The organism is Bradyrhizobium sp. WSM4873, assembly GCF_055811355.1.
Window position 1 is genome coordinate 118612 of the sequence record NZ_JBVVPS010000007.1, and the last position, 24989, is coordinate 143600.

Here is a 24989-nt window from a genome sequence, read left to right on the forward strand (position 1 = left end):
AAGCCCGGCCTCGCGCCGGTCTTTGTCGTTCGCCCGGTGTGAGACGTTCACACCACTTTGGCGTCCCTGAGCTTGGCAATCTCGTCCGCGCCGAAGCCGAACTCCTTCAGCACTTCGTCGGTCTGCTCGCCGAACTCCGGCGGCCGCGCGACCATCCTGCTGGGCGTGCGCGATAGCGTCACGGGCTGGCCTACCAGGCGGATCTCGCGACCCTCGTCATTCGGCACCTCCTGCGCAATGCCGAGATGCTTGACCTGCTCGTCTTCGAACGTCTGGTCGATGGCGTAGATCGGTCCGCAGGGCACGCCGGCCTCGTTCAGTTCACGGACCCAGGTCTCGGTGGACTTCGCCAAGGTCCGCTTCTCGATCTCGGCATTGAGCGCGTCGCGGTTCTTGGAGCGGGCCGGCGCGGTCAGATAGTCGGGATGGCTGTAAAGTTCCGGCGCGCCGATCGCCTGCGCGCAGCGCTCCCAGATCCGCCCACCTGTAGTGGCGATGTTGATGTAGCCGTCGGAGGTCTTGAACACGCCGGTCGGAATGCTGGTCGGGTGGTTGTTGCCGGCCTGCTTGGCCACTTCCTTCTCCATCAGCCAGCGTGCGGCCTGGAAGTCGAGCATGAAGATCTGGGCCTGCAGCAGCGAGGTCTGCACCCACTGGCCTTTGCCCGAGACCTCGCGCTCCAGCAGCGCGGTGAGGATGCCCATGGCACAGAACAGACCGGCGGTGAGGTCGGCGACCGGAATGCCGACTCGCATCGGGCCTTCGCCCGGCGCGCCCGTGATCGACATCAGCCCGCCCATGCCTTGCGCGATCTGATCGAAGCCCGGCCGCTTGTGGTAGGGCCCGTCCTGGCCGAAGCCGGAGATGCTGCCGTAGACGAGGCGCGGATTGATCCTGGCGAGGCCTTCATAATCGATACCCAGCTTTTTCTTCACGTCGGGGCGGAAATTCTCCACGATAACGTCGGCCTTGGCGACGAGGCGCTTGAACACGCCGGGCCCACGCTCATCCTTTAGATTCAGCGTCATCGCGCGCTTGTTGCGGTGCAAATTCTGGAAGTCGGAGCCCCGCCGCGGCCCGCCCGGCTGCTCGCCGCCGGCATCCTCGGTGAGCGCGTCGATCTTAATCACGTTCGCGCCCCAGTCCGCTAATTGCCGCACGCAGGTGGGCCCGGATCGGACCCGGGTTAGATCAAGCACGGTGAAGCGGGACAAGGCCATAGATGCCCTCGGAACTGCCATTCAGATTACTCCCGCGGTGAGATGAAGTTACGATCGGACGGGTACTTTGACCCGCGGTTCGCGACTAGTCTTTTGCAACACAACGGCCTGAACTCTGCCGCGTGAACTCAGCCCGGAAACCAAACAGTTTCCGACGGCGCGGCGGGAGGCTTTCCGCGCGAAGCTCCGGACAAAACTTCCGTTTCCGCGTCGTGCAGCTTGCGCTCCACCAATGTTCCTCACTGAAAAGCCCAGCCGCCAGATCAACCGGATGTCGAAAGTCATCCGCGATGGTTCTTTTTCGGCGCCTCGGCAAATGAAATCCCCCTTTAGCCGCCACCCGTGACGAGAACTCGCATTTTCGCAGAGTCATCTCATCCAAGCTGCCTGTTTCAATCCGAGTTGGACTATTCACGTGACGTAGCATGACGCAAGTCATTGAGGCTTCACACCCATGCCTGACGCCGCTGTAACTTTCGGTGGTTGCCATCACGCGGAGGTCGTCACCTAGTCAAACCGAGGATTGAACTTTCGCGGATTCCAAGCAAGGTCCTCCTTAGCGGGTGTTGCATCGAAGGTCATATCTTTCATCATTCTTATACCCATCGCGGCATTGGCGTTTGGAAAAAGCGGCTTCGCAAATTTGAAAGCAGCCCTCCACAAAGAGGGCGTAACTGAAATGATGCGTCGAGGCATTGCCAAGCCGTCAAAAATCCGGCCGATCATCTCCCTATAGGTGAGTGTTTCGCCACCAGGCAACGAATAGATCTTATTTATCGCCGACACGCTTGATGCCGCAAAGATAGCTGCAGTCGCGAGATCTTGCGCGTGTACCGGTTGCCGCAATCCTAATCCCCCTCCAACAATAGGCATAAATCCGAATTTTTTGATGAGTTTCGACAATGGGGTGATGTTGGTATCCCGGCCTTCGGTATAAATCAGCGTCGGACGCAGAATCGTCCAGCCGATCTTGTTCTGGCTGCAGATCTCTGCAATTCTTTGCTCCGCATCAGCCAATCTTTGCAAATGGACCCGCTCGGCGGCGATTTCACTGTCGATCTTTGTGACGACGCTTGTCGAAGTAAAGACGACCACGCGCTTAAGAGAGGGATTAAAGAGATGCGGTAGTGCCCCTGGCAACAGAATTGCATTGGCGGTGCAATACAGGGTTGCATAGTTCGGGACCTTGAACGCCTCTGGTCTTTCAAGGTCCCCCTGCAACCAATCCACACCGTCGCCGGTTTGACGCGATCTTGATAGTGCAAGCGGTCGCTGACCATTTCGGATGAGCTGTTCGACAATGTATCCGCCGACCAAGCCGGTGGCTCCGATAATTAGGCTTCTTTCGCTCTCCACTGCGTCTCTCCGCACGACCCACCCAATCCACATTTCCTAAGAAAACGCCCCAAACTAGCAATATGACCTTTGCGGCATTGCGCAAGAGTTCGCGAGAATTTGGCGTCGGAACGTCGGCTGCGGGCCAATCCTGGCACCTTCCCTGTGGGTGGACGGGAAAGTGACAGGCGATCGGTGAACTGGGTACGGTGTTAACCTATTGATAATCATTGGAGGTTCGGCTATGCGGTTCGAGAAGCGGTGCCGCTGGTTTAATCGCTCAAAACGAAGTTGGTTGCGGTTTGGAATTTGAAACCGGGCCGGATCATGGTCAGGATCGGGTTCGTAACCGGGAACCACAAAGGTGTGCAGTGATCAAATTCGGCTTGCTGGGCTGCGGACGTATTGCGAAGCGCCATTCCGACCTTCTTGGGGGAGGCCACATCGCCGGAGCCGAGCTCGTTGCCGTCTGCGACGAAGTCCCAGAACGCGCTGATGCACTCGCATTCAAGTTTGGTGTTCCGGCTTTCTACGACATCGACGCGTTCCTGAAACAAGGACAAATGCAGGCCGTTTCGGTGCTCACGCCAAGTGGCATGCATCCCGCCCATACGATTGCGTCCGCCAAAGCCGGAAAACATGTCATTGTAGAGAAGCCAATGGCGCTTCGACTTCAGGACGCCGACAACATGATCCGCGCCTGCGATGCTGCGAACGTCAAGCTATTCGTCGTGAAGCAGAACCGATTTAATGTTCCTGTGGTGAAGGCGCGTGAGGCCCTCGATGCGGGTCGATTTGGGCGCCTCGTCCTGGGGACGGTAAGGGTGCGCTGGTGCCGCGATCAGGCCTACTACGATCAAGACAACTGGCGTGGGACCTGGGCGTATGATGGCGGCGTTCTCGCCAACCAGGCCAGCCACCATGTCGACATGCTGGAATGGTTTTTCGGGGACGTCGTTAGTGTGCATGCCCGGGCCGCGACTGCCCTGGTGAAAATCGAAGCCGAAGACACGGCGGTAGCAACGCTAAAATTCAAGAACGGTGCGCTTGGAATCATCGAGGCGACAACCGCAATCCGGCCCAATGACCTCGAAGGTTCCTTATCCGTATTAGGTGAAAAGGGTACGGTGGAAATCGCCGGCTTCGCCGTCAACAAGATCCGGCACTGGCGGTTTACCGAGGAGGTGCCTTCCGACGCCGACGTCATGGAAAAGTTTTCGGTCAATCCGCCGAACGTCTACGGCTTCGGGCATCAGGCCTATTACGAGCATGTCGTCAAATGTCTCAACGACCAGAGTCCCGCGCTGGTCGACGGCCTGCAGGGCCGCAAGAGCCTAGAGCTGATTTGCGCTCTGTATGAATCGATCGAGACCGGCAAGGAAGTCTCGCTGAATTTCGTTCCGCAGCTGTGCCGTCTCGGTGAGTTGCCATGAGCGAGCCCGAGGTCACGCATGTCGGCGTGCGTGACGTCGTGTTCGGCGCACGCGTCAAGATCGCGGAGCCCTGCAATCTCTATGGCTGCGAAATTGGCGATGACTGCTTCATCGGCCCTTTCACCGAGATTCAGAAGTCTGCGCGGATCGGGGCGCGGACGCGCGTTCAGTCTCATGCGTTCGTCTGCGAACTCGTCACCATCGGCGAAGACTGTTTTATCGGCCATGGCGTGATGTTCATCAACGATACGTTTGCGACCGGCGGACCGGCGCGCGGACGCAAAGATCTGTGGCGCTCCACGACCATCGGAAATCGCGTTTCGGTCGGGTCCAACGCCACGATTCTTCCGGTAAAAATCTGCGACGACGTGGTGATCGGGGCGGGCGCGGTGGTTACAAAGGACATTACCGTGCCCGGATCCTATGTTGGCAATCCGGCACGCATTCGCGCGCGTGCATAATGGGCATGCGGTTTGCCGGTTTCTGACCAGAAGGCCTTAATCGATGGCTGTACCCTACGCGGACCTTCATCTTCAATATCAGAGCATCAAGTCCGAAATCGACGCGGCGGTTGCCGCCGTCATTCGTGACAGCGCATTCATCCGGGGTCCCTATGTCAATGCGTTCGAGCGGGAGTTCGCCGCCGCGGTCCACGCCAGCCACTGCATCTCCTGCGCCAATGGCACCGACGCGCTCTATATTGCGATGGCGGCGCTGAAGGTGAAGCCCGGTGATGAGGTCATCACGACAGCGCATTCGTGGATCAGCACCTCGGCCATGATCACCCATGCGGGCGCAACCCCGGTATTCTGCGATACCGATGCGCGGACCTTCACCATCGATCCCGCGGCGATTAAAGGCGCCATTACCCCGCGCACCGTCGGGATCATTCCGGTTCATCTCTACGGCCAGCCGGCCGACATGGAAGCGATCATGGCGATCGCGCGCCGGCACAAATTGTGGGTGATCGAGGACTGCGCCCAGGCGCATCTGGCGCGCTTCAAAGATCAGCAGATCGGGACCTTCGGCGATGCCGCGACCTATTCGTTTTACCCCGGCAAGAATCTCGGGGCGATGGGAGATGCTGGCGCCATCGTCACCGGCAGTCCGGATCTCGCCGAGCGAATGGCGATGCTGGCCCGGCACGGCGGGCTGGTGAAGCATCAGCATCAGATCGAGGGTATTAACAGCCGTTTGGACGGGCTGCAGGCCGCTATTCTGTCGGCCAAGCTGCCGCATTTGCCGCGTTGGACGGAAGCACGGCAGGCCGCGGCTGCGGTCTATGATGCCGGTCTCAACCAGATCGAAAATGTCGTGGTGCCGCAGGTCGCTTCCGACCGCACCCACGTCTATCACCTCTACACCATCCAGCATCCGCAGCGCGACAAGCTCGCCGCGCATCTGAGCGCCAACGGCGTGCAGACCGCTGTCAACTATCCCGTCGCGCTGCCGTATCTCGATGCATATCGGCGTTTCGGCCACCGCCCCGAGCAGTTCCCGAATGCGCACCGGCATCAGGGCCGCATCCTGTCATTGCCGATGTTCGCGGAAATCACGGCGCAGCAGCAGAAGACCGTGGTCGATCTCATTCGTGCCTTCGGTTAGCGATGTCTGCCGGCGGCGGCATCGAACCAGAACCGATTGAAGAAATAATATGAAAAGCGGCTCCCGATTGCTGGCAAACTCGACCTGGAACGCGGCGGCGTTTCTGGTCGGTGTCGGGCTGAACCTGCTGATCCTGCCCTTTGTCATCCGGCGTCTGGGCGTCGCGTCGTTCGGAATTGCAGGGCTGGTTATTGCCTGCGTTGCTCCCGCCCTCATCTTCAGCAGTTCGCTCGCGTTGATGATTGCGCGCGAACTGGCCCAACGGCTGGCTTCCGAAAAGCTTCAGGAGGCCAGGCAGCTTTTTGCGACGGCGCTGTTTCTCAGTCTCGCCGTCGGTATTCCGCTTGCCGCGTTGTTCCCGCTCGCCGGTCCTGCCTTGGCGCGGCAAGCTTTCAATTTGGGCGGCGATCTTTCCGGTGATTTGCTTGCCGCGTTTTGTTTCGGCGCCCTGGGATGGTTATGCCAGTGTGTTTCCGGTGTTTTCCTCGCGCTGTTCGTGGCGCGCCAGGACTATGCGCGCCTCGCCATGGTCAACATTGCCGGGACGGTATGCTCGACGCTTTTGATGCTGGTGCTGATTCCGCGATGGCCGTTCGCGTCCACCTTCATCGCCTGCCAGACAGCGGGATTTGCAGCCATTCTCACGTTATCGGCATTATTATCGCGGCTGTTGCTGACCGAATGGGTGGCTCATCCGGCGCTGCGTCGGACGTGGCTGGCAGGTCTGCTGCATACCGGCAAATGGCAGGTGGTCGCGCAGGGCGGTGGCCTTGTTTCGGGACAAGCTGATCGTTATTTGCTCGGTGCTTTCTTGCAACCACAAAATGTTGGCTACTATGTGATCGCGCAGCGGCTCGAGGAAGCGATTTATATCGGCGTTTTGAAGATCGGAGAGATTCTTTTTCCGTTTTTCAGTTCGCTGCAGGGTCAGGGTGACGAACGCGTCGGCGACCTGTTTTTCCGCGCGGCCTGGGTGCTGAATGTTCTGGCGGTCGGCGTGCTCGGAGCGCTCATTCCCGTCGCCGGTAACGTACTGCATTTGTGGACCGGCGCCGAGGTCGCCGCGGAAGGCCAGCGCGTCCTGATCGTGCTGGCGGTCGCGGGCATTCTCGGCAGTGGCACCAATGTGTTCGCATTTTATCTGTTGGCGAATGGCAGGACGCGGACCAACGCCGCGATCTCGCTGGTCACCGCATTTTTCACGCTCGGCACCAGCGCGGCGGCGCTGCCTTATGTTGGATGGCCCGCCGCCGGCTGGAGTTCCTGCGTCGGCGCGTTGGCACAGATCATTGTGATGACGCTTCTGCTGCGGCGGAGTTTCGACCTGCCGGATATCTGGTGCCGGGTCGGGCATTTCGTCCTGATGCCGATCGGCGTCGGGGTCGCGTGCGCTCTTCTGCTGCGATTCTGGATCGCGGGCTATGACCTCAATCAGGGCGTCACCTGGTGGCAGGTCGCAGGCCTGTACGGCGTCTCAGTGGCGGCGATTCTGGCGGTTGTTATTGCGGTCTCCAGCGTTGGGCCTTACGGAGAGGTTTGCCGGCGCGATCTACAGCGTATTGCGACGCGGTTTCTTCCCGCGAGAGGTGTCTGATAAATGTGCGGTATCGCCGGTATCATCGATCTGCAGGGCAGGGCCGTTGCTCCCGGCGCGGTCGAACGCCTGACCCGTCTGATCGCTCACCGCGGTCCCGACGGCGCCGGATTCTGGTTCAGCGAGGACAAGCACATCGCGCTCGGCCACCGCCGTCTGGCCATTATCGATCCCGGCGCGCGCGGCAACCAGCCGATGGCGTCGGGCGACGGCCGTTATGTGATCGCCTACAATGGCGAGGTCTATAATTTCCTCGAATTGCGCACGGAACTTGAAGCGCTGGGCATCGCATTCCGCACCGAATCCGATACCGAGGTCATCCTCGCGGCATGGCAAGCCTGGGGCCCCGACATGCTGCTGCGCTTCAACGGCATGTGGGCCTTTGCGATCGTCGATAACGCCTCCGGCGATGTCTTTCTGGCCCGCGATCGCTTCGGTATAAAGCCGTTGCTTTATTCGGTTGCGGGCGGACGGCTGGTCTTTGCCTCGGAGATGCGTGCGCTGACCGGATGCGGCTTGGTGCCGACCGATATCGACATGGAGGTGGCCCGCCGGATCCTGGTCGATGCGTTCAACATCGAGGGCAGCGAGCGCACGCTGCATCGGGAGGTCCGGCGACTGCAAGGAGGACATTATCTCTTGGTCAAGGCGGGCCGCACCAGGGTGACGCGCTGGTGGCGAACGGTCGACCATCTGCCGCCATTGCCGCAGACGGATGCGGGCCAGGTTGATCGTTTCGGCGAAATTTTTCGTGATGCAGTAAAATTGCGCATGCGCAGCGACGTGCCGATCGGCACCTGTCTGTCCGGCGGATTCGATTCGTCCGCCATCATCTGCACCATGTCCGATTCCGAGAAGGCGGGGATGGGAGCACGTGGCAACCATGCTTGGCGCCACGCGTTCGTTGCGTCCTTCCCGGGCTCTCCCAATGACGAGCGGCCTCAGGCCGAGGAGGCGGCTGCTTGGGCCGGCGTAGATCCCGTGGTCGTCGAGATAGGCATCGATGACGCCTTGAAGGATTTCGATCGCGTGCTGGAGGATATGGACGATGTCTATATCGGGCTGCCGACTGCGGTATGGCTCATTTACCGGGAACTGCGTCGCCGAAAGGTGCTGGTGTCGCTCGATGGTCATGGCGCGGATGAGCTGATGGGTGGCTATCTGCAAGCGGGCGGCATCGGGGCTTTCCGGCTGCGCAACTTGCTATCAGCGATGGTGTCGCTGTGGGGGCCTCTTGCGCGCGTGGTGGATATCGCGCGTGCGGCGATGATCAAGCGCAAAGGACAGTTTTTTTTACGTGGGGGGCTATTCGCGTTGCCGCGCCCGTTCCCGGTCGTGGGCGATGGCGACCGCCTGCCGCGTGAGTGGGGAGCTTTCAACCGCCGGCTTTATCGCATGTTACACGGAACCGTGTTGCCGACGATCTTGCGGAATTTTGACCGTCTCTCCATGGCGCATGGCATTGAAGTGCGCATGCCCTTTCTGGACTGGCGTCTGGTGACCTATACGGTCGCTCTTCCTGAACAGACGAAATATGCCGGAGGCGTTTCAAAACTGATCGCGCGCCGGGCAATGGCCGGCCACATGCCGGAATCGATTCGGGCCGGCAAGCGTAAGGTCGGCTTCAATTCGCCGATGCCGGAATGGTTGAACGGCCCGCTTTCGGACTGGACGGCCTCGCTGTTGACCAAGCCGGTCGCCGCCTTTGCCGAACTGGTTGACGAACCGGCGCTGGAAAAAGCGGTTCTCAGGCTCAACCGCAATCAATCATGGGATTGGGAGTCGGCCGGCCGTATCTGGCCCTATCTTCATATGAAGTGGATGTTGGCTCGCCTGCAGGTTGGGATCGACCTTGACGAAAGCAGCGTTTTAGTTCGTTGAGTTGTGAAAAATGGTTCATGGCAATGAGCATCTATTGCGCTGGTCGACTGATGATTCGAGACCAGTTTTCTTCTGACGGAAGGTGATCATGCTCGTCGCAAGTTATGTGCTGATAGCTTTTGCCATTTGTGGAGCAATAATTTTCCTCTGCTCCAGGCTCCGGTTTTTTCTGACGGCGTCAACCATGTTGGTAGTATCGCTGTTGTTGATCTACGGACCGGCCTATATCAGTTTCATGCTGTCATCAGGCGAGAAGTCGATGGTCATCCAGCGACTGTCTGGCTCCATGGGGGGCAAGTCGGTGATATTCAGCATCATTCAGGCGGCTTCTCCAGACTTCAACGCTATTATCATTGCGATGAACGTTTCCCTCGCGCTGATGTTCGTGGGAGTTATCACAGGAATCTCGATTGTCGACCGGCTGCTCCCAAAGCGGATCGCTGCTATGCATGTGTCGTTGGCTGGTTGGAATTCACAGCCGTTGAAAGACGATGTCGGTGGCAGCCGCGTCCTAGTGGTGGCGATCACAGCTCTTACGCTGTTCCTGGCGTGGGTTTCGATCAGGGAGAACCATCTCGGCGTTGTCAAGGGATTCTTGTCAATCACCGATGACGAGGCGGCCCGTGTCATTTACCGATTAAACCGCGGTGGCAGCCAGAACTATCTCTACCGGATAGTGTTGGGAGCGGTCGCACCGATGCTAGTCGTGTGGGGAATGCTCTCGGGTTGGATCAACCGTTCCTGGCTGCTGCTTTTGGCAGCGGGCCTGCTATTTGGTGCGGTTATCATCGGAAAGGCTGACACTCTCAGCAAAGCGCCACCGGCTTTTTTTCTTGTTCAAATGATCGTGGCTGGTCTGCTGGTCTTTCGCAACAGAGTAAATTGGCGAGGAGGAATTGCCGTACTGTTTGCAATCATTCTGGTGTTTTATCTGACCATCAAACTTACTGTATTGGCTTACGACAGTTTCGGTGCGTTGGGGTTCCTCTACTACAGAGTGTTTGAGGTGCCGAGTGAAGCTTTGCTGGAGACGTTCGGTGCGTTCCCGTTCCGATATCCCCACACTTGGGGCGCCAATATCCGGCCGTTGGCGATGATCATCGGACTTGATTACATTCCAGCGTACACAATTATCTCCGAGCTTTGGCACAACACCAAGGACGCTACGAGCAACGCACTGTTCATCGCCGACGCCTGGGTTGATTTTTCGTACGCCGGGGTTTTCGTTTTCAGTATGTTGGCAGGCATTGCCTGCCGCTTGATAGACGCCGTCTATCTGGTCAATGGCAAGACCGCAATTGCCATCGCGGTGATGTCGGCGGCCTTTGCCGGCGTTTTTGCCTTGTTGGTGAGTGCGCTCAATACGGCGTTTCTGTCCGGCGGATTGCTGCTCGCGCCGCTTATGGCAGGCGCGCTGGTAAAGACAATTCGGCTACTCGACCAGGGTGCGTCCTCAACAGCGTCCAATACCACCTAAGGCTGGTTACTTTTTGCCAGTACCATTAGCGACCAGCCGCCGAGAATGCGCGCGGCAAGATCCGGCGCCAATTTCGACAGGAGCATGCGAGGTATCCTCATCAATCCTGTCCGGAAGCTATGATACGGAAGATCAATCGCACGCGCCGTCAACTTGGTGTCGATGAGCTCGTAGCCGCAATATCTGATGGTTTCAAGGGCAGTCTCCTTCGTAAAGTAATGAAGATGCCCCACTCTTCGCCGCGCATCGAGCAAAGGTTCACTGCGGGCCACGGTCTGAACGGACAGGTCGAGCGGAATATGAAAGACCGTGTAGTCTGCTAGTCCGCGCAACGATTTGATAAACCCGATATAGTTATCTACATGCTCGAATACGTCGATGCACAGAAGCGTGTCGTAGTGGACATTCTTGTCCAGCATATCCGCATTGATGAAATGCACGCCCTGGCTTTCGCGGCTTTGCGCCAACTCGAAGGCCTGTCCTGACATTTCGTAGCCAACGAAAGAACTTTCGGGGAGGCGAGCCTTCAGCTGAACGAGGATTTCGCCGGCGCCGCAGCCGATTTCCGCGACGCGCGAGGGCTTGAGGTTATTTTGGATCAGGATATCGTAGATGTTCTGGGCCTTCCACGGCGAGTCCTCTATGTGCCACGTCGGGTTGCTGGCGAGATATTCCGCGTTGGAATAAATTGAATGGTCGTTCTCCATCCGCTGGCCCGCCATATCCTTACCAATCATATGATGTTCTGAGTCCGCATTACGGGGCAGTCGCCGTCGGAACTGGCCGCGCATGAATGGAATGAGGTTATTTCGCAGCAGTATGCGAGGGTGTCAACCGTTTGCCTCCCCGGCAAGGGGGCGATGGCTGGAGCGCACGTAATCGAGTTTCTTATTCCTGTCCGAGGTGTTATTGGGTGCTGGTTCCGGCGGATATCGAATGCGACTGTTTCAGAATAGTGGCGTGTACCCATCGTACCTGCGTCAGTTTGATCGTTTAGCGGCCTGTGCGACTGGCTTCGACGATCGACTGAACTTGTTCCTGCAAGATCGTTTCGGCGCGCTGCATTTCCTGCAGCCGGTTCTCGACAGATCTCCTGACGCCTTCTTCACCAACGGTGACGACAGTACACTACAGAAATCTTGGGCGCGCGAAAAAGGCATGCCGCCGTCAAGTACCCTCGAAGACATCCTCGTCGCCCAAATCGAACATCATCGCACGGATGTCTTGTACAATATTGATCCGGTCCGCTATGGTAGTGGTTTCGTGCGCAAATTGCCCGGTTGCGTGAAGAAGAGCTTATGCTGGCGGGCGGCTCCTTCGGGTAATGCGGATCTGTCGGCTTACGATGCCGTCGTCGGTAACTTTCCCTCGATCCTGGAAGACTGGCGCCAGAAGGGGTGCCGTGTTGCTCCGTTTTTTCCTGCTATTGATCCGGTAATGGATAGCTATGGCCGAGGCGACCGGCCCATCGATGTGCTGTTCGTAGGAGGGTACTCTCGACATCATTCGCGTCGGGCGAGGATACTGGAGCGAGTTGCCGATCTTGCTGCCGCCAGGAAAATTGTCTTCTGTCTCGATGCTTCGCGTCTGACACGGCTTGCTGAAAGTCCGTTGGGATTTTTTCCGCCCCTCAAGAAGCATCGTCGTCCCAAAGCTATAGCAACAATCGCGAAAGCGCCGGTATTCGGCCGAAAGCTGTATGAGTTGATCGGACAATCGAGAATCGTCCTAAACGGCGCCATCGACATGGCCGGAGAGGATCGCGGCAATATGCGGTGCTTTGAGGCCATGGGCTGCGGCGCTCTGCTGGTTTCGGACGCCGGGCGCTATCCGGAAGGCATGGAACCGGACGCTACCATCAAGGTGTACAGCTCCCCCGAGGAAAGCGCGGCTTTGATCGAAGAGCAACTTTTCAATAGCGGGACGACGTCTGCAATGGCGTCGCTAGGCCGGGAACGGATCGCCGCTCTTTATAGCAAGTCGTTGCAATGGAAGCATTTTCTCGATCTCGCAGGGCGGCTGTGATTGTGCTATGAACCACTAGCCAACGAAGTATCAAATCGCATGAATCTTCATCGCTTTGCTCAGCAGATTTTTAGACGTGCGACTTGCCGAATTGGTCCGAGATCGCGTCTAAGTCAAGAGGCACGGATTAAAAATGCGGCCGGAGATTCTGATCTAATTCTGATCGGGCAGGACACGTTCGTGCGTGGCGAACTAATGACATTCGGTCATGGGGGCAGAATTGTTATTGGGGATTGGTGTTACGTGGGCGACGGTACGCGCATCTGGTCGGCTGCTTCGATCGCCATAGGCAATCGTGTCTTGATTTCTCATTCAGTCAACATATTCGACAGCCTTACGCATCCTCTGCAGGCTTCGAAGCGGCACCAGCAGACAAAGGACATATTCACTCTCGGTCATCCCCGCAATCTAGCGCTGGGTGAGCAGCCCGTCACCATTCATGACGACGCCTGGGTTGGTGCGGGCGCGTTCGTGCTGCGCGGAGTGACGTTAGGGCAAGGTGCAATTGTAGCGGCCGGCGCGGTCGTGACCAAGGACGTGCCGGCGTTTTCCATCGCAGCCGGAAATCCTGCTGTTGTTGTTCGGGAGCTTTCGCCTGATGAGCGTTGATCCTAGTCTCTCGTCTTGGGAAGAAGCGGTGGTCTGGTTTCGCAATCAGCCCGAACAGCAGCAGGTTGCCCGAGACGCATTCTATGACGATCCGCTCGTCGAGGCTGCCGCACGCTATTATGCATCGGGCGAATGGCGCGCCGTGTCCGAAATATTGCGTGGGCGTCACGGACGGGCACTCGATATCGGAGCCGGTCGTGGCATTGCCAGTTATGCACTGGCGCAGGATGGGTTTGCCGTGACGGCGCTGGAACCCGATCCGAGTGCGATCGTCGGAGCCGCGGCGATCCGCAAACTGGCGCAGGATGCGGATCTTGCTATCGAGGTTGTGGAGGAAGTGTCCGAAAGGCTTTCATTCGCCGATGGAAGTTTCGACGTCGTGTTCGCGCGAGCGGTTCTGCACCATATGTCCGATCTGGAGACCGCCTGCCGTGAGATGTATAGGGTATTGAAGCCGGGGGGCATCGCCATAGCGGTGCGTGAGCACGTCATCAGCCGCGATTCCGATCTCCAAAAGTTTTTGGACCAGCATCCCCTGCACCGGCTCTACGGTGGTGAACGGGCCTTTCGCCTTGATCGCTATGTGGGTGCCTTAAGGGTGGCTGGATTCGAGCCACTGGAGGTGCTTGGGCCGCTAACAAGCGCGATCAATCTTTTTCCGTACACGATCGATAGCTTGCGGGACTCCGTCGTTGCCCGGTTGTCGCGAAAACTGCCGGTTCCGGGCTGGGGTACGATCCTGAAATCCGATCTGGTTTTCAAGTTGGCCCTGACCGTTGCCGGGCGCTTCGACAACCGGGCCGGCCGCCTCTACTCGTTCATTGGACAAAAAGCGCGCGTTTGAAATTACGACGGAATTAGCAAGACGCAATGACGGTGGGTTAGGTCCGCGATCCTTTCCCCAAAATCTCCTCATAGATCGTGACCGCCTGTTCGGCGGATTTTTCCCAGTTGAATATCTTCATGACGCGCGCTCGTCCAGCGTCTCCCATCGTCCGACGCAACGACGGATCGGCGCACAACCGATCGAGCGCCGCGGCGAATGGAACAGGGTCTCCCGGCTTCATGAGAATTCCCGCCTCCGGAGGTACTTCGAACGGAATGCCACCGATCGTGGTTGACACCACCGGAAGCCCGCTTGCCATGGCTTCGAGGATCACAAGCGGCAAGGTGTCGGCGCGCGAGGGGAATACAAACAAATCCACGGTCTGATAGAGCGCGCGCAATTCCGCCCTCGTGATGAAATCAGTGAACAGAAGTCGCTTGTCGGAACCCGCCACGCCGTTATCGGCGAGCAGTCGCTCGTGCTCCTCCTGCGAGCGGATCGCACCGGCGACGACGGCCACGGACTTTTCTTGCATCAGGGGCAATGCCCGAAGCAGCACGTCGAGTCCCTTATTCGCGGTGTGATTGCCCACGTATAACATCAGGGATCGGTCGGATGGGAGATTGAAGCGCGCGATGAGGTCTTGACGCTCTGCGTCCGGGATCGCTTTTGCGAAATAGGGATCGACGCCGTTCGAGACGACACGAAGGTTCCTGATGTCCACGCCCATGCTCGTTAGAATGGGCTCTTCTTGGGGAGACAACATCAAAACTCTTGCCGCATTTTGAGCGACATATATCACGGGACGCCGCACCAGCATTTCGAGCAACGGCTTCTGCCATGTCGGAGCGCCGAAGCCACGTGAAAATTCGTTGAACTCGACGAAACCATGCGTTGAGATCACATATGGTATTTCGAGTTCCATGCAGGCTTCTGCCGCGGTTTTAAGTGCGCCGGGCGGGTGAGGATTATGCAAGTGGACGATATCGAACCGGCCGTCACGCAGCCAGGAACTGATCTCCGGCCGCCAGGCGATGCTGACGGCCTGCCGCGGCAGGAACTTCTGCACCGACAAGAGGGGATTTTTCGCTTTCTGACGGACGATGCGCAAGCCATCCTCGACGGTTTCGTCGTCCGTCTCCGCCATCAGAAGCAGTGTGCTGTCGGTAAGTCTTGCGATCCGTTGCGTCAGCTGAATCGCGGCCGATACCCCTCCGCTGGCCTTGAATGTCGGTGGCGTGATAACGATAGCGGCAACGCGCGGCTTCTTTGCCGTCATGTAAATCCGTCCTCGACGCGGCTCGCCCAAGCTCGTTGCATGCTTTGGGTGAGCGAAATTGTCGGTGTCCAATTGGTGATCTGCTTCAGCTTCTGTGTTGATGCCCTGAGCATCGGCCGATCGACGGCGCGCATGCGTAAAGGGTCCTGCTGGATATCGAGCTTGACGCCTGCTGCGGACGCGATCGTGGTCACGACATCGCCGACCGAGTGCGTGTGGCCGGTGCCGAGGTTTGAAATCAGGAGACCGCCTTCGAAAGTATCGCTCTTGCCAAGCGCACGAAACCCGGTTGCAACGTCGCTGACGTCGATATAGTCGCGGTGCGGAAACAGATTTCCCAAAGCGAGCTGGGTTTTGCCGGACGCAAGCTGGCCGATGATGGCGGGCACGAGATGTGGATTGGTCTCTCCGGGGCCCACTACGTTGAACAGCCGGACAATTACTCCCAGGATCTTCTTCTGATCGTGGAAGTGCCGGACGAAATGCTCACCATGCAATTTGGTGTAGCCGTAGATGTCGACCGGCCCCAGGTCTTCGTTGCGCTCCAGATGTGCATCGGGCAGCGGACGATAGACTGCAGCCGACGATGCGAAGATGAATTTAGCGCCGGCCGGCGCCGCGTTCAGCAGATTGACGGTTCCCGATACATTGATCGCTACCGAGTTGCCGGGAGCCGCTTCACACGCCGGAATAAAATGCACGGCCGCAAGATGATAGATCGTGACCGGCCTTAGCTTGCGGAGCAGTTCCGCGATCGCATCGGCATCGCGGATGTCTAGGCGATGCAGAACAAACTTATCCTGCTCCATGTAAGACAAGCGATGTTCACCGCTGGTCAGATTGTCCAGAACGTGCACATCGCAATTTCGCTGATCGACGAGTTGACGGACCAATTCCCGGCCGACATATCCGACCCCGCCGGTCACCAGAACTGGATCGTTGCTCATATGAAAAGCCTTTTGCTGGAGAACTAGCCAAATATGTCGGCAGCGCCGCAGTCTCGATAGGAAAAAATTTCGCGGTGAGTCAACGATTAAAACCAGGCCTTTTGACAGTTGCGTTATTGCGAAATATCGTGGACGGTCAGGCCGTCCCACGAAAATGCCCCCATCAATTTGACAACTTACAAGCGCTTCGATCGTCCAAAAGCCGGCTCATCAGTTCCCGGTAAGATCTCAAGGCGGTCCGCCTAGTGTATTGCGGGGCGATCTCCGCTGCGCGCTGCCCTTTGTCCGCGGTCCTGTCGGCTTCTAGCGCGGCTGCCCTAATCACCTCAGCGATCGCAGCAGGGTTCTCGGGCTGCACCACCCATCCCAAATCATGGTCCCGGATCAGGATAGCCGCCTCTGCGTCCGGTTCCGAGCAGATGATGACGGGTCGACCTACCGCGAGCAAATTATAGATGCGGCTCGGCACCGACACTCCCGTGTTGTTTTTGCGATAGGGAATAACCCAGACGTCGGCCGCGGAAAGGAAACTTTCCAGATCTGCTTCAGGTACGCGCTCGACTAGAGAGACGTTGTCTAGGGGCGAGGCTGCCTGCCGCTCCTTTAATTTGGTCCAGCCTACGCCTTCGCCAGAAAACAGGAAATGAATGTCGCGGTTGTCTTGCAGCATTCGGGCGGCTTCGAAGACGGATTCAGGATCGTGCGTAAATCCGGCATTTCCTGACATTGCGACAAGGAATTTGCCTCCACAACGCTGGCGAAAGATATTGCCTGCTTCGATCTGACGATAGCGCACGGCAAGTGTCGCCCAATTTGGAATGAAGGTAATCTTTTCAGCTGTCATTTTGGGATAGGCCATCAGCATCGAATTCATGTCGCGTCCGATCGTGACGATGGCATCCAAACGTTCAAACATTACTTTGTTCGCCCATCGCATCATTTTGGTCAGCATCGATGCAGGGTGCAGAAAACCCGCCATTATCAAAGAATCCGGATAGAAATCGTAGATGATAAGTGCCGCGGAGGCTCCGCGCAGTCGCGCTGCCAGCGCCACGGCATAGGGTAGCGTGAACGGAGTCGTAACGCACAAGACCGCATCCCCGCGTCGGGTATGCTTCAGCACGGAAAGAAAGATCTGGAAGGCGAACAATACAGCCGCGAGCGATCTTGAGACTAGTGCTGATTTTCCTGGCCACCAGCTCCTTACTTCAATGACCGTTGGTTGGCCTGGTTCGCTCCGTATTAAGCTGGAACCTGGAGTGCCCGACAAGACGATCATTTCGCTTTCTCGCGCAAGCTCTTTGGCAATATCGGTCATGTATCCGGAGGTGGTACTGGGGAAAGGCGCATAATGTTGGGTGACGAGGAGAACCCTTCCGGTTCGGTTCAAAACCTCCGGAGCAGAGACCGAGCATCCCTGTCGCCGACGAGTGACCACTAATTTGTGGAGCAATAATTGCTCGTAAAGATCAACCACTGCTCCGCCGATTATTTTCGCGGATAATTTCGTGACGACAAGCTGTCTTGCAGACTGGGCGAACTTTTCGCGTAGTTGATTTGATGTCGCAAGTCGCAAAATGGCGTTTGCCAACGCCAACGGGTCCTCGATCGGCACTAGAAGTCCGGTCTGTTCGTCCAAGACGATCTCACGGCAACCTGGCGCATTTGTCGCGATCATTGCCCTGCCGCAGGCGGCGGCTTCCAGGAGGCTCATGGGCAGTCCCTCCCGGTGTGAGGGCAGGACGGCGATATGACAACGCCGCCAAAGAGACACGATGTTATCGATGTGCCCTAGCCAGCTTATTCCTGGCCTCCGGCTCCATTCCTGAGCTTCCTCCAGCAAGACGGAAGCGGGATTGGCGGGATCGGGATTTCCAGCGATTATCAGGTTTATGTCATGTCCCTGGTTACGGAGAATATTATGGGCGGCAACCAGCGCTCGAATGCCCTTATCAATCAATAAGCGGCCTGCAAAACCAATTGTAATCGGTCCATTCGGCTCCCGAAGCGGCTGCAGAACATCGGTATCAACGCCCGATCCAGGTATCAAGACGATCCGCTTCCCGTCAATTCCGAGCGTTTCGAGAGCAGATTGATCGTCGGGGTTTTGAACAAGAACGGTGCTGTGTTCACTATTCAGAAGCCATGGCAGCAAGGCCATCATGCTCCGCTTAAGCAGCTGCGTTCGCCAGTTCACGGATGTGAAGATATAGCCAAGTCCGGTTATCGCGTTTACCAGCGGCGTTTGCTTCCCTAGCGCCGCTATAGACCCATAGACGCAGCATTGCAGACCCGAGTGGTGAACAATTTTTGGTTCGATTTCACGTTGAACCCGCCTAAGAGCTGCAATTGTCGGAATGGCGGTAAACGGCGATAGCCCGCCACGTCGGAAGGGGATCCGGTGTAGGATGAAACCTTCTGCCTTGATAGCTTCGCCACCTTTGTCGACGCGTGTCGCAACATGAACCTCGAAGCCAGCGTCTCGCGCCGCCCGAGCCATCGGCAGACGATTGAGCAAGAACGCGAAGTCCTCGTTCACAACGTATAGTATTCGCCGCGGTTGTGTGGCAGTCTCCATATTCTTTCAGCTCACATGAAGTTATTTGTCCTCGGAACATTTGTATAAATACGCCCAGGATCTGGCTCGTTTCTAAGAACAATTCCTGCAGCGCACAAGCGCCTATCCGCGCTCATGTGTCTTGTTGGTGACATTCGTCAGTGGTAACCTGCCACAAATGACTGATCTCTCGCGGTCCCTTTGACTAAGCCGTTGGACGACCTGCACGGATTGAAAGCGAAAGCAATCCAACTAGAACTGATGGTGCCGTGTTGTCGGTTCGAAAAGCAGCAGCCCGCGTAGTCATTCTTTTGGTTACGTTGACCTTGGCCACGGTTTTTCGTCCGGCCTCGTCCCGTGCAGACGAGCGTTTGAACGCATATCTAAATGACATGAGAATCATGGCTTGCATTGCGGCAGAAAATGCCGTGCGTGCTCGGCTCAAAGAACTTGGCCGGGTCAGTTTCGAAAGTTGTGCTTCCAACAAATTCGATATCGATATTTCCGCCGACGATCGCGATTATAAGGTGCGCGGATATGCAATCATATTACCTCCAAACGTCGCCTCAACGATCAAGCATTTTCTTGTACAAATAAATCACAACCCAGGCTCTTACGGCGATTGGGGATTCGAGGTAACTCGAGTCGAAATTGATCCTTGAATTAGCTGCCCAACGACTGCCCGATCTGAACCGGGGCGCTCGCGGTAATTGGCGTAGTGTTTGGCAGGAACGAGGCGGCGGATGACTTCCCTGGCGTGTGGCTGGTAGTCTCTTTCAGGGCAATGATTCCAACGCTTAATGCGAGGAAGAACTGGAGCATGTATGTATAAGCAAATGCGCTGGAAATTTCCGAGCTCACGAGGTTAAAAACATATATCGCGATTGCGGATTTTTCCGCGGCAGAATAAGCGGACCCTTGGCGCAGCGACGCAACGATCGGCAGGAAAGTCAGAATGCTGAACAGCAAAAGCCCAAGGGCTCCGGCTTTGTAGATGACCTTCAGATGCACGTTGTGGGATATTCGTGAATCCCGCCTGTGATGATGGCGTTTAGGTTGGCAGTTCGTAAGCGATGTTGTCAGGCCACGCGCCAGCATTCTTGGGTAGCGAGATAGGCCCAGGGTAGCAGTTCGTCGATCTGGCTATTCGGGTGATCGTTGACGATGCGGGTGATAACGTCGGCGAGATAGGCATGGGGTTCGACGCCGATGAGCTTGCAGGTTTCGATCAGTGAGGCGATGATGGCCCAGTGTTCGCCGCCGCCGTCCGAGCCTGCCAACAGGGCGTTCTTGCGGTTGAGCGCGATTGGGCGGATAGCGCGCTCGACGACATTGGAATCGATCTCGATGCGGCCGTCGGCAATGAAGCGCGTCAGCCCGTCCCAACGCGACAGCGCATATCGGATGGCCTCCGCGAGTTTGGTCTTCTGGCTGATTAGACTAAGCTTGGCGCGCAGCCAGGGTTCGAATTCGTCGGGGATCGGCCGGCTCTTCTCTTGGCGGACGGCGCGACGCTCGTCGGCGGTACGGCCGCGGATCTGGGCTTCGATGACGTAGAGCCCGGCGATACGTTCGAGCGCCTCGCTGGCGATCGGTGCGGGACCGGCCGCGGCGAGTTCGTAGAAGCGCCGGCGCACATGTGACCAGCAGAACGCCAGTTCTACGTCACCGCGCTCGGCCAGGACCCGATAGCCGGCATAGCCGTCGACCTGGAGGATGCCTGCAAAACTCGCGAGGTGGACGATCGGCCGTTCGGCCTTGCGATCGAGAGCGCAGACATAGGCGACGGCGGGCGGGTCCGTGCCGCCCCCCGGTCGTCGCGGGCATAGGCCCAGATCTGGCCGGTCTTGGTGCGGCCGCGTCCGGGATCAAGCACGGGGGCAGTGGTCTCGTCGGCAAACAGTTTTGTCGACTGCTTCAGCTTCGCGAGCAGTCGCTCATGCACCGGCCGCAACAGGAAGGCTGCCCGCCCGACCCAATCGGCCAGGGTCGAGCGATCCAGTTCGAGGCCCTGGCGGGCGTAAATTTGAGCCTGCCTATACAGCGGCAGATGGTCGGCATATTTGGCGACGAGTACCTGCGCCACGGTGGCTTCGGTCGGTAGGCCGCCCTCGATCAGCCGCGCTGGCGCCGGTGCCTGCACCATGGTCTCGCAGGCCCGGCAGGCATACTTTGGCCGCCCTACGACTAGGACCCGGAACTGGGCCGGCACGATATCCAATCGTTCGCTCACATCCTCGCCGATCCGGTGCAGCGCCTGCTGACAGCACGGGCAGGCGTCATCGTCGAGGTCAATCAGCATCTCGGCCCGCGGAAGATGCGCCGGCAGCGCTCCTCTGTTCCTGCGGCGCCGTGCGGCTCGGCTCGATCGCTCGGCACCATTGGCTGCATCGGTCGCGGCATCACTGCTCGCCTCGACCTCCTCCAAACCGAGCAGCAACGCGTCCTTCGGCAGCGTCTCGGCCCGGCGGCCGAAGCGATGACGCTGCAACTCCTTGATGATCTGCTCGAGCCGCGCGGCGCGCGCCCGTTCGGCCAGCAGCATCGCCTTGAGCGTGCCGGGATCGTCCGGAAGCGTGTCGGCACTTGTCGCCATGATGCGAATACACCATGGGTCGCGGCATCCCGCGTGAACGCGCTTCCAGTCCAGTCCTTCGAGCAAGGCTGACAGCTGCGCCGCGGTCAGGCGAATGACGCCGTCTTGCACGTTGGGCCAGCAGAACGAACCGGTCTCAAGCCGCTTGGCGAACAGGCACACACCCGTGCCGTCCCGGTAGATCAGCTTCACCCGGTCGGCGCGCGTGGCGCGGAACACATACACGGCGCCGGAGAACGGATCGGCCTGCATGCTCTCACGCACCAAGGCCTTCGGCACCCTTGCGGAAGTCGACCGGCCTGGTCGCCACCATCACCCGCACCGCGCCCTTCGGACCGATCACGTGCAGGTCTTCAGCGCATGGAGCACGGCCGCAACCGTCGCGGCATCCGCGCCGCGGTCGATCCGGACGGCGACGCCGTTGATCTCGATCTCGATAATGCCGCTGGTCTCCGCCCCCTGGGGCGTCTTCCGAAGGCGTCGGCGCTGCCGCGGTGAGCGCTCCGGCGGCGTGCACGATGGGGTAACGACAGCGGGCACGAACGTCTGCGGCTCGGGTCCCACAGGGATCGTAACCGGCTGTCGCATTTGCCGGCCACGTAAACAGCTGTTGCGGCGACAATCCGTGCCGCCGCGCGACCTCCGATACCACGGCTCCCGCGGCCAGCGTCTCCTCGACAAACCGCGCCTTGTCGTCGGCCGAGAACTGCCGGCGTCGGCCGCTCTCCGTGATGACCTCGACCCGACGAACCGAGATCTAGGCTCAACCATATGGTCAAACTTAGACACAAGCCGATCTCCAGTCAGAGATCGATCATTCCTCGCTCGACGCCTTCAATGGAAGGTGGGACCGAAACAGCGCTTACGGCAGTTCCGGAATTCCGAGCGAACGTTCCGTCTAGGAATTGAGCCATTGCTCTTCAAAACGGGTGACCAAACGCAATAGTGGTGTTGCTTGGCTCCAAGTTTTCCCGGCGAGTCTCAAAGCCAGTTTATCCCGCGCGGAAGGCGTCGGTTGGATGGTGTTGCCTGCTTCCTTCTCCAGTCCGGTTGAGGGCGATGACCCCAGTTGTCAATGCGAGGAAGAACTGCAGCACGTATGTATAGGCGAACGCGCCGGAAATGTCCGAATTCACAAGGTAAAAAAGATAAATGGCGATAACGGATTTCTCCGCGAGGGAAAACATCGACCAACGGCGCAGCGATGCAACTATTGGCCAGAAGGTCAATATGCTGAACAGCACCAGCCCTGCAATTCCGGTTTCGTAGAGTATTTCAAGATGCACGTTGTGGGGATAATATTTGGATGCATCGATAGGGTGAAGCAGCCAATCTGGAGCGCCAAAACCTTCATCGACCGGAAACATCCCAATCCCTCGACCCAGCAAAAGCCTGTGCGGTTCGGATAAAATGCGGTGCCACGCCCGTTTCCATATCTGGAGACGGAAAAGGGGATTCGGATCCTGAATTTCTCGAACCGTACGGGAAATCGCGTCCGGAGCTACCGCGTTGGCTGGTTTGTGCTGAAGCGCGCGCTGGTAGAACAGGTCTGACGCCAACGTCGCGGCTACGATCACAGCCATGGCACTGAGCAGAGCCCACTTTTTTGAGCGGACCCAGAGAGCTGCGCCCATCAGAAACGTCAGGCTACAAACAAGTCCAGCCAGCGCTCCTCTCGCTGAGATATGGAACAGAAATAGGAGAACGAACGGCAAGGCGCCAAGGGCAAGAACCTGCCTGATCCGATTTGAAGCTAGTCCAATTGCGGCAAGCGCCGCGGGTCCCAGCACGATTCCAATATTCTGGTGAAAGGTGATGAATATAGCTGGATCTCCGACACCGAAGACATCATTGAGATGGCCGTCGCGCATTAAGTCACCGAATCGGGCGGTGTATTGGAGGAGCACGATCAAATAGATCGCGGCCGAGCCCAGCAACATGATCAGGACTGCCTTCAAAGCACGTGCTGCGGCAAAACCAAAAGTCATAAACACGGCGTGGAAAACAAGGATCCCAAATAAGTACGTCGATGGAACGTCTGGACGAGAAAGAAGGAGAAAGTCGATAATCACGAGACCATAGAGCGCTCCCAACAAGAGAAGAACTTCGGTGACCTTGGTGGCCATTCCATGTATCTGGCGCCAGCTAATAGCAACCAGCGTAGCTCCGAGCGTGCTCGTTGCAGCGAAAATTGCCGTCGAGCCGACCAGATAAAAGGGTACAAATAATTTTGAAAATGCTGCCGTCGTGACAATCGCCGCCGTCGCCGCAGCAAGGACGCGTTGGCAATAGTTTACCAGCACAGCTCCGGTACATGCTCCGCGGATTGGTCGAGGCCGGGAAACTTCGGTGTTCATAAAGTCGTGTGCCGAATGTTGTGACAGGCGGGCGTTTCGGGGGGGGCAAGTAGTCTAACGGCTCGAAGTTTATCACGTTATGGCGGAATGGCCGATGTGGGTCCAGTGCTCGTTAGCCTGCATTCACCATCAAAAATGTGCGTCAATTATCGTTATCACACATTGTTGGGTGATTTCATTCGTAAGCGTTTTCTCGCACCGACCGTGCGGATTGAGCTCGTCTATTGAATGTGCAAGCGTTCGGCCAATCCGACTGGCAGAGGAAGACGCGTCCACCAAAGTCTTGGGTATAGCGTTTCATCGTTTTCTTCCGACCGCACACCAGTAAGGCACTTCGTCGGAAAAGGCTACCTCTCCGAAACCTGCGTCTGCCAGCATTTTTTCGATCTGCTGCCTCGTAAATCGCCGCTCGAGCCTGGTGCAAAACCGGTCGTAGGCATCAGTGCGCATGACGTAGAATTTGCGATATCGGTAGAACTCTAGCGGGATGGAGGCTGGAGAGAAGCCGGCGCGCTCGACCAGCGCTGCGAAGCGAGCCAATGGCCAATAGACAACAACAGCGATTATCTGGCTGATGATCAGCCGCGCGGAGGGCGGCAAGGACGAAATGATCACCCGGAAGAAATTGCTGAAGCGCCAGATCGCGCGATACCACCATGGACGGTTGTCTAGCGCATAGTAAAGGTAGATCAAGAAGGGCGCGCCGATCTTCAGCTTGGTTGCGATACTGCGGATGGCCGCCATGGTGTCTGGCACATGATGCAAGACACCAAGTGAGAAAGCGAAATTAAGAGAATCATCCTCAACGGGTATGTCGCCGACGCTCGCGACGTGAAAGCTGACGTTGGTGGCACCGAGGAGGTTTTGCCTGGCAACCGCGAGAGCGTCGATGCTCGCGTCGAGCAGATGGAGATGGCCAACTTTTGGTGCGACCATAACGGACCAGCGGCCGCTTCCGCAGCCCACATCGATGCCAACCGGATTAGGCGGAAGCTCGTTCCAGGGAAAGATTCGAAAGTACGATTGGAAGATTGCCTCGCGGTCGGCCGGTGAAAAGTCCCTCTCGTTCTGTCGGAACGTCGACCATTCGTGGCCGAATCCCGCCGCAACGTCGGGATCGTTGTTTTGCATAAGATCGTTCATCGAAGAGTATTTCATGTCAGCTGGAACATTGCAGTATTTGTCCGCTCTAGCTCAATAATACCATCATAAGCGCAAAGAAAAAACTGCAATAATACAATGAGCCAG

General features: G+C 57.7%; 20 protein-coding genes and 3 pseudogenes. 10 read left to right on the forward strand and 13 right to left on the reverse strand.

Annotated features, from left to right (window positions below):
- Window positions 1-47 precede the first annotated feature (47 nt).
- Entirely contained in the window at window positions 48-1241 is a 1194-nt protein-coding gene (locus AC0L21_RS12910) for a CaiB/BaiF CoA transferase family protein (RefSeq protein ID WP_473261885.1), read from the reverse strand.
- 486 nt (window positions 1242-1727) lie between these two features.
- Window positions 1728-2576, reverse strand: a complete 849-nt coding sequence (locus AC0L21_RS12915; RefSeq protein ID WP_473261888.1) for an SDR family oxidoreductase — start codon at window positions 2574-2576, stop codon at window positions 1728-1730.
- A 350-nt stretch (window positions 2577-2926) separates the two neighbouring features.
- Here AC0L21_RS12915 and AC0L21_RS12920 point away from each other — a divergent pair, with 350 nt between their 5' ends.
- From AC0L21_RS12920 to AC0L21_RS12945, 6 genes are all read left to right on the forward strand, one after another.
- Window positions 2927-3988, forward strand: coding sequence for a Gfo/Idh/MocA family protein (locus tag AC0L21_RS12920; RefSeq protein ID WP_473261890.1), 1062 nt, complete (start codon window positions 2927-2929; stop codon window positions 3986-3988).
- Complete coding sequence (locus tag AC0L21_RS12925; RefSeq protein ID WP_473261892.1) at window positions 3985-4449, forward strand: acyltransferase; 465 nt, start codon at window positions 3985-3987, stop codon at window positions 4447-4449. The genes AC0L21_RS12920 and AC0L21_RS12925 overlap by 4 nt, the downstream gene beginning before the upstream one ends.
- Window positions 4450-4492: 43 nt before the next feature.
- A complete protein-coding gene (locus AC0L21_RS12930) occupies window positions 4493-5593 on the forward strand; it encodes a DegT/DnrJ/EryC1/StrS family aminotransferase (RefSeq protein ID WP_473261894.1) in 1101 nt (366 codons plus the stop codon).
- Window positions 5594-5642: 49 nt separating this feature from the next.
- Window positions 5643-7187: a lipopolysaccharide biosynthesis protein gene (locus tag AC0L21_RS12935; protein WP_473261896.1), complete on the forward strand. Its 1545-nt coding sequence runs from the start codon at window positions 5643-5645 to the stop codon at window positions 7185-7187.
- Window positions 7188-7190: 3 nt separating this feature from the next.
- Complete coding sequence (asnB, locus tag AC0L21_RS12940; protein WP_473261898.1) at window positions 7191-9068, forward strand: asparagine synthase (glutamine-hydrolyzing); 1878 nt, start codon at window positions 7191-7193, stop codon at window positions 9066-9068.
- Between the two features lie 88 nt (window positions 9069-9156).
- A complete protein-coding gene (locus tag AC0L21_RS12945; protein ID WP_473261900.1) occupies window positions 9157-10545 on the forward strand; it encodes a hypothetical protein in 1389 nt (462 codons plus the stop codon).
- Here AC0L21_RS12945 and AC0L21_RS12950 read toward each other — a convergent pair.
- Entirely contained in the window at window positions 10542-11282 is a 741-nt protein-coding gene (locus AC0L21_RS12950; protein ID WP_473261902.1) for a class I SAM-dependent methyltransferase, read from the reverse strand. The genes AC0L21_RS12945 and AC0L21_RS12950 overlap by 4 nt on opposite strands.
- A 199-nt stretch (window positions 11283-11481) precedes the next feature.
- On the opposite strand from AC0L21_RS12950, the gene AC0L21_RS12955 reads away from it, so the two are divergent.
- Genes AC0L21_RS12955 through AC0L21_RS12965 form a run of 3 tightly spaced genes read left to right on the forward strand, consistent with a single transcriptional unit; the run spans window position 11482 to window position 14023 of the window.
- Window positions 11482-12570, forward strand: coding sequence for a glycosyltransferase family protein (locus AC0L21_RS12955; RefSeq protein ID WP_473261904.1), 1089 nt, complete (start codon window positions 11482-11484; stop codon window positions 12568-12570).
- Between the two features lie 39 nt (window positions 12571-12609).
- A complete protein-coding gene (locus tag AC0L21_RS12960; RefSeq protein WP_473261906.1) occupies window positions 12610-13179 on the forward strand; it encodes an acyltransferase in 570 nt (189 codons plus the stop codon).
- Window positions 13169-14023, forward strand: a complete 855-nt coding sequence (locus tag AC0L21_RS12965; RefSeq protein WP_473261908.1) for a class I SAM-dependent methyltransferase — start codon at window positions 13169-13171, stop codon at window positions 14021-14023. Before AC0L21_RS12960 ends, AC0L21_RS12965 begins: the two co-directional genes overlap by 11 nt.
- A 37-nt stretch (window positions 14024-14060) precedes the next feature.
- Here AC0L21_RS12965 and AC0L21_RS12970 read toward each other — a convergent pair whose 3' ends face one another.
- From AC0L21_RS12970 to AC0L21_RS12980, 3 genes are all read right to left on the reverse strand, one after another.
- Window positions 14061-15284: a glycosyltransferase family 4 protein gene (locus AC0L21_RS12970; protein WP_473261910.1), complete on the reverse strand. Its 1224-nt coding sequence runs from the start codon at window positions 15282-15284 to the stop codon at window positions 14061-14063.
- Complete coding sequence (locus AC0L21_RS12975; RefSeq protein ID WP_473261912.1) at window positions 15281-16231, reverse strand: NAD-dependent epimerase/dehydratase family protein; 951 nt, start codon at window positions 16229-16231, stop codon at window positions 15281-15283. Before AC0L21_RS12975 ends, AC0L21_RS12970 begins: the two co-directional genes overlap by 4 nt.
- A gap of 163 nt (window positions 16232-16394) precedes the next feature.
- Window positions 16395-18809: a glycosyltransferase gene (locus AC0L21_RS12980; protein WP_473261914.1), complete on the reverse strand. Its 2415-nt coding sequence runs from the start codon at window positions 18807-18809 to the stop codon at window positions 16395-16397.
- Window positions 18810-19057: 248 nt separating this feature from the next.
- Between AC0L21_RS12980 and AC0L21_RS12985 the strand changes: the two genes are divergently transcribed.
- Complete coding sequence (locus AC0L21_RS12985; RefSeq protein ID WP_473261916.1) at window positions 19058-19450, forward strand: hypothetical protein; 393 nt, start codon at window positions 19058-19060, stop codon at window positions 19448-19450.
- Window position 19451: 1 nt separating this feature from the next.
- Here the strand turns inward: AC0L21_RS12985 and AC0L21_RS12990 are convergent, their stop codons facing one another.
- The 7 genes and pseudogenes from AC0L21_RS12990 to AC0L21_RS13020 form a co-directional block, all read right to left on the reverse strand.
- The gene (locus tag AC0L21_RS12990) at window positions 19452-19799 is read right to left on the reverse strand and encodes a hypothetical protein (RefSeq protein WP_473261918.1); all 348 of its coding nucleotides are present in this window, start codon (window positions 19797-19799) and stop codon (window positions 19452-19454) included.
- A 68-nt stretch (window positions 19800-19867) separates the two neighbouring features.
- A pseudogene (gene tnpC / locus AC0L21_RS12995) lies at window positions 19868-21384 on the reverse strand (IS66 family transposase).
- A gap of 45 nt (window positions 21385-21429) precedes the next feature.
- Window positions 21430-21663: pseudogene (tnpB, locus tag AC0L21_RS13000) on the reverse strand (IS66 family insertion sequence element accessory protein TnpB); the annotation flags it as partial.
- Window positions 21664-21723: 60 nt separating this feature from the next.
- Entirely contained in the window at window positions 21724-21924 is a 201-nt protein-coding gene (locus AC0L21_RS13005) for a hypothetical protein (protein ID WP_473261920.1), read from the reverse strand.
- Between the two features lie 94 nt (window positions 21925-22018).
- Window positions 22019-22141: pseudogene (locus tag AC0L21_RS13010) on the reverse strand (IS66-like element accessory protein TnpA); the annotation flags it as partial.
- 235 nt (window positions 22142-22376) lie between these two features.
- Window positions 22377-23741, reverse strand: coding sequence for an O-antigen ligase family protein (locus AC0L21_RS13015; RefSeq protein WP_473261922.1), 1365 nt, complete (start codon window positions 23739-23741; stop codon window positions 22377-22379).
- 297 nt (window positions 23742-24038) lie between these two features.
- Window positions 24039-24884: a class I SAM-dependent methyltransferase gene (locus AC0L21_RS13020; protein WP_473261924.1), complete on the reverse strand. Its 846-nt coding sequence runs from the start codon at window positions 24882-24884 to the stop codon at window positions 24039-24041.
- Window positions 24885-24989: the final 105 nt, after the last annotated feature.

What these genes read in the sequence shown, in the direction of transcription:
- AC0L21_RS12935 (WP_473261896.1), top strand. Translation starts at nt 5,643, where the DNA reads ATGAAAAGCGGCTCCCGATTGCTGGCAAACTCGACCTGGAACGCGGCG.
- AC0L21_RS13015 (WP_473261922.1), bottom strand. Translation starts at nt 23,741, where the DNA reads ATGAACACCGAAGTTTCCCGGCCTCGACCAATCCGCGGAGCATGTACC.
- AC0L21_RS12980 (WP_473261914.1), bottom strand. Translation starts at nt 18,809, where the DNA reads ATGGAGACTGCCACACAACCGCGGCGAATACTATACGTTGTGAACGAG.
- AC0L21_RS12970 (WP_473261910.1), bottom strand. Translation starts at nt 15,284, where the DNA reads ATGACGGCAAAGAAGCCGCGCGTTGCCGCTATCGTTATCACGCCACCG.
- AC0L21_RS12925 (WP_473261892.1), top strand. Translation starts at nt 3,985, where the DNA reads ATGAGCGAGCCCGAGGTCACGCATGTCGGCGTGCGTGACGTCGTGTTC.
- AC0L21_RS12960 (WP_473261906.1), top strand. Translation starts at nt 12,610, where the DNA reads ATGAATCTTCATCGCTTTGCTCAGCAGATTTTTAGACGTGCGACTTGC.
- AC0L21_RS12950 (WP_473261902.1), bottom strand. Translation starts at nt 11,282, where the DNA reads ATGATTGGTAAGGATATGGCGGGCCAGCGGATGGAGAACGACCATTCA.
- AC0L21_RS12955 (WP_473261904.1), top strand. Translation starts at nt 11,482, where the DNA reads ATGCGACTGTTTCAGAATAGTGGCGTGTACCCATCGTACCTGCGTCAG.
- AC0L21_RS12965 (WP_473261908.1), top strand. Translation starts at nt 13,169, where the DNA reads ATGAGCGTTGATCCTAGTCTCTCGTCTTGGGAAGAAGCGGTGGTCTGG.
- AC0L21_RS13020 (WP_473261924.1), bottom strand. Translation starts at nt 24,884, where the DNA reads ATGAACGATCTTATGCAAAACAACGATCCCGACGTTGCGGCGGGATTC.
- AC0L21_RS12910 (WP_473261885.1), bottom strand. Translation starts at nt 1,241, where the DNA reads ATGGCAGTTCCGAGGGCATCTATGGCCTTGTCCCGCTTCACCGTGCTT.
- asnB (WP_473261898.1), top strand. Translation starts at nt 7,191, where the DNA reads ATGTGCGGTATCGCCGGTATCATCGATCTGCAGGGCAGGGCCGTTGCT.
- AC0L21_RS12930 (WP_473261894.1), top strand. Translation starts at nt 4,493, where the DNA reads ATGGCTGTACCCTACGCGGACCTTCATCTTCAATATCAGAGCATCAAG.
- AC0L21_RS12975 (WP_473261912.1), bottom strand. Translation starts at nt 16,231, where the DNA reads ATGAGCAACGATCCAGTTCTGGTGACCGGCGGGGTCGGATATGTCGGC.
- AC0L21_RS12945 (WP_473261900.1), top strand. Translation starts at nt 9,157, where the DNA reads ATGCTCGTCGCAAGTTATGTGCTGATAGCTTTTGCCATTTGTGGAGCA.